Here is a 4,334-nt window from a genome sequence, read left to right as displayed (position 1 = left end):
ATGCAGCATTGCATCTACATCATCCATAATTCCGGATTTTGCCATGTAGACTTTACCCCCTCCCCCTTCTTCAGCGGGAGTTCCATACACACGAATAGTTCCTTGTATATTATTTGCTTTCATCCAGTCCATAGCTGCAATGCCAGCTGCTACAGAAGCAGTCCCAAACAAATGGTGACCACAGGCATGTCCAGCTCCGCCCTCAACGACAGCTTCTCTAAATGGCACTGCTTTTTGAGAAACTCCAGGTAGCGCATCAAATTCAGCCATTATACCAATCACTGGTTTGCCTGATCCATATTCAGCCATAAAAGCTGTTGGGATTTCAGCTACTCCTGCTTTTACCGTAAAGCCAGCGTCTGAAAGCGTCTTTTGTAATAACGCAGAGCTATTTGTTTCTAGATATCCAAGTTCCGCTAAATCCCAGATTTGTTGGGAAACATTGCTATAAAAAGCAGTCTTTTCATCAAGACTTTTAAGTACTTCTTCCTGTGCTTTAGCTATAAAAGCTGAAAACACGAAAATCACAGTGAATATATTCTTCATTTATTTTAGGGTTGTGGTTGATTCAGTTCCGAAAATAAGAATTGAATAATAGAATAAGATCAAAGAGATGAATATAAATTTAGAAATACTAAAATCATTAAATACAGCTTTTAGCATCCATCAAAGATTATTTTTAAAGATTTTAATTTAATAGAAAAGTATGGCCTTGCCCAATTACTCAAAAACCACTTTTTTTCTAAATTATTGATATCCAAATCGTTTCATTTTTATGAAAAGAATTTTTTAATGTGATTCTTATCACTGAACCAAAGCTTTTAGATTTACAGTTTTGAGGTGAGTTTGGGAAGAACCCGCTAATAGAATTTTATTCTTGAAAGTCTTTTCCCATTTAAAACCCAAAAGCTAAACCAGATGAAAAAGTCTAGAAGAGAGTTTATTACCCAACTGGGTGCAATTGGTGCAAGTTCAAGTTTAATCGGACTTTCATCTGCTCCCGCTAAAGCAACTCCCAACAAATCAACAGCTGAAAAATTCACCCTTACGATTTTTCAAACTACTGATGTACATTGTCAAATTCATGCACACGACGAACTTTTCTGGGAAAATGGCGAAAAGGTATTTAGAAAAACAGGTGGCTATTCTCATCTAAAAACTTTTGTAGACAATGAACGAAATAAAGCTGAACACAGCTTTCTGATCGACACAGGAGATATGTTTCAAGGGTCTGAGTTGTCTGTAAAAACAACCGGAGAGGCCATGCTTCCAATCTTAAATTCGATTGGATACGACCTTTACCTGCCTGGCAATTGGGAAGTTATTTATTACAAGAAAACCATGCAGCACCTTTTGGGTTCTTTAACTGCTCCCAAGGTCTGTGCGAATATGTATCACGATTTAGGAAATGGAAAAAAAGGTGAGTTGATTTTTCCTCCTTATCATATTTGGACTGTTAATGGTGTAAAAATTGGCTTTTTAGGCTACACAGACCATTTAGTTCCCATTCGGCAGTCACCAAATTATAGCAAAGGAATCCTTTACACCAAACCTGAAGAAAATCTGGCCCATTATGTCGATGTTCTAAAAAATCAGGAAAAATGCGCTTTCGTTGCAGTAGTCGCCCACCTAGGGCTTTCTCAACAAATTCATCTGGCAAATATTCCAGCATGCGAAGGTGTTGATTATATCCTGGGCGGAGATACACATGAGAGAGTCAGAAAGCCAATTCAAGCAAAATACGCCAAAGTAGTAGAACCTGGCGCATTCGGTTCTTTCGTTGGCAAACTTGAACTTAGCATTGAAAATGGGAAAGTAATAAGTGATAATTATGAACTGATGGAAGTGGATGTGGAGAAATATCCCTCCTCTCCTAAAGTTGAAAAAATCGTATCTCAATATGAAGGCCCTTACTTGGATAATATCCAAAAAGTGGTTGGTTATAGTACGATACCTTTATATAGGTATTTCGTCATCGAAAACACGATAGACACTATGATCTTGGATGCCATCAGCTGGCAGTTACCTGATATTGATATTGTACTTTCGAATGGATTCAGATTCTGTCCCCCTAGGTCAACACCGGATCAATCCGGAAATATCCCGATCACCAACGGTTTTATCTTTGATATGCTTCCTGTAGATTCTTTAATTAGAACAGGAAAAGTTACCGGAAAACAAATTAATGAATGGCTAGAGCGCGAACTGAACAACGTGTTTTCAGCAGATGCTTCTAAGCGGTTTGGCGGATGGGTGATCAAATTCAGAGGAATGGAAGTAGAATTCAATGCCTTTGGGGAAGAAGGTCAGCGAGTCCAATCAGCCTTAGTTCATGGACAGCCTCTTGATCCGGACCGAGTATACAAAATTTGTGCATGTGAACGAGATGGAGATCCTGATGATATATTGTGCCGGTTTAAAGGAGTGAAGGAAACAGAAAATACGCCATTTACCCTTCATGAAACTATGCGAAGCTATCTTGGAGCTAACTCTCCAGTAACTCCAATTCCACCAAAATCAGCAACTGCATTGGATGCCCCTGCTACCCTACTTACACAAGTCACTGGAGTAGATTACCAATTTAGATAAAGACATAGAAAAGTGTTTATTCACCTCCTAAAACTGGCCTATAGCCAGTTTTTTTTGTTTCTGATAAAAACGCATTTTGCGAAGAATTCTAAACTTGAAACAAATACCTATGAAAATCCTTCGGGCAGGACTTTTCTTTTTATTAACTCTTTTGATTTTTTCGTGTGAAACTTCCTATAATTCATCTGGTTGGGATACTTCAAAGATTGAAATTGCCAGGGATGAATATGGCGTTCCTCATATTTTCGGAAAGACCGATGCTGATGTTGCCTATGGATTGGCATGGTCTCATGCTGAAGATGATTTTGAAACGATCCAAAAAACTTTGCTTGCCGGTAAAAGGATTGCCGGAAAAGTATTCGGACAAGATGGAGCTGCCATAGACTTCTTTGGACATTTACTTGGAACAAGTGAATTGGCAGAAGCAAAATATGAAAACACTTTTTCGGAGGAATTCAAAAGAGTATTAGAAGGCTATGCTGCAGGAATGAATGATTTTGCTTTAGCCCATCCCGAGGAAATTTTACTTTCCGAAGCGTTTCCCGTCACTACAAAAGAAATGGCTGCTGCATACATTCTTTCTCTGGCACAAATGTCAAGTGCAGACCGGGCTGTCACTCAGATCGTAAATGGAACAGTCGCTGAAGTTCCATTTGACACAAACCCTAAAGGCTCCAATGCCATCGCCATTCATTCCTCTCGAACCGAAACTGGCGAGTCATTTCTAGCAATCAATTCTCATCAGCCTTTGGAGGGTCCTGTGGCTTGGTACGAAGCACACCTTCACTCGGAAGAAGGATGGAATATTCTGGGAGGACTTTTCCCTGGTGGAGCTATGATTTTCCATGGGGTCAATGAAAATTTAGGCTGGGCACATACCGTCAATTTTCCTGATTTGCTGGATGTATTTCAGTTGGAAATAAACCCAGAAAATGAAAGTCAATATAAAGTGGATGGAGAATGGATCGAGCTAGAGGAAAAAACGGTATGGTTGAAAGTTAAGCTTTGGGATTTAATCACCTTTCCCGTTCCCAAAAAAGTTTGGAAGAGCATTTATGGACCTACATTAGTCACGGATCAAGGTGCTTTCAGTATTCGTTTGGGGGTTTTGGATCGAATTGGCGCTCCGGAACAATGGTGGAGAATGAACAAAGCCAAAAATTTTACTGAATTTGAAAATGCCATGAGCATGATGCAACTCACCAGCTTTAATACAGTTTATGCAGATAAAAATGATACGATTTTTTATGTGAGCAATGGACTGTTGCCAGTTAGAAATCCAAATTTCGATTATACAGAAACAGTAGCTGGAATTAGTAAAGAATCCCTTTGGACCAAGTATTATGATTTCTCAAGTCTTCCCCAACAAGTAAACCCTTCCTCAGGATACCTTTATAACACTAATCATTCCCCTTTTAGAGCTAGTGGATTAGCTGATAATTTAAACCCATCTGATTACGATAAAGGAATGAATTACTCGCTTAGAGACAACAACAGATCTACTCGATTTCGGGAGCTCATGGCAGATACGGGAAAGATCAATTACGAGCAATTCAAGCGCATAAAATTCGATGGGCAATTACCTACAAAGCTAGATTTCCGGACAAACATGGAATCCCTTTTTTCATTGGATTCTCAAAAGTACCCCGATGTAGCCAGTTTAATTCAAACTCTTCAATCCTGGGATAAAAAATCAGGGATTGAAAGTAAGGGCGCAGCGATTTTTGCTTTCCAATATTATTATT

The 4,334-nt window shown here is 39.1% G+C and carries 3 protein-coding genes; 2 read left to right on the top strand and 1 reads right to left on the bottom strand.

All coding sequences use genetic code 11. The features are described 5' to 3' along the window. A partial coding sequence (locus Q0L68_RS17020) for a M20/M25/M40 family metallo-hydrolase (RefSeq protein WP_296705434.1) occupies nucleotides 1-546 on the bottom strand: 546 nt, incomplete at its 3' end. Nucleotides 547-918: 372 nt separating this feature from the next. Between Q0L68_RS17020 and Q0L68_RS17015 the strand changes: the two genes are divergently transcribed. Together Q0L68_RS17015 and Q0L68_RS17010 are read left to right on the top strand one after the other, a co-directional pair. Then, nucleotides 919-2,589 (top strand): bifunctional metallophosphatase/5'-nucleotidase, encoded by a 1,671-nt coding sequence (locus Q0L68_RS17015; RefSeq protein WP_296705432.1) that lies wholly within the window; start codon nucleotides 919-921, stop codon nucleotides 2,587-2,589. Between the two features lie 109 nt (nucleotides 2,590-2,698). Next, nucleotides 2,699-4,334, top strand: a 1,636-nt coding sequence (locus Q0L68_RS17010; RefSeq protein WP_296705431.1) for a penicillin acylase family protein, incomplete at its 3' end; no start/stop codon positions are given.

Source organism: Algoriphagus sp., assembly GCF_024642405.1.
In the GTDB taxonomy this organism is placed as follows: Bacteria; Bacteroidota; Bacteroidia; order Cytophagales; family Cyclobacteriaceae; genus Algoriphagus.
This window is presented reverse-complemented; position numbering and strand designations above follow the sequence as displayed.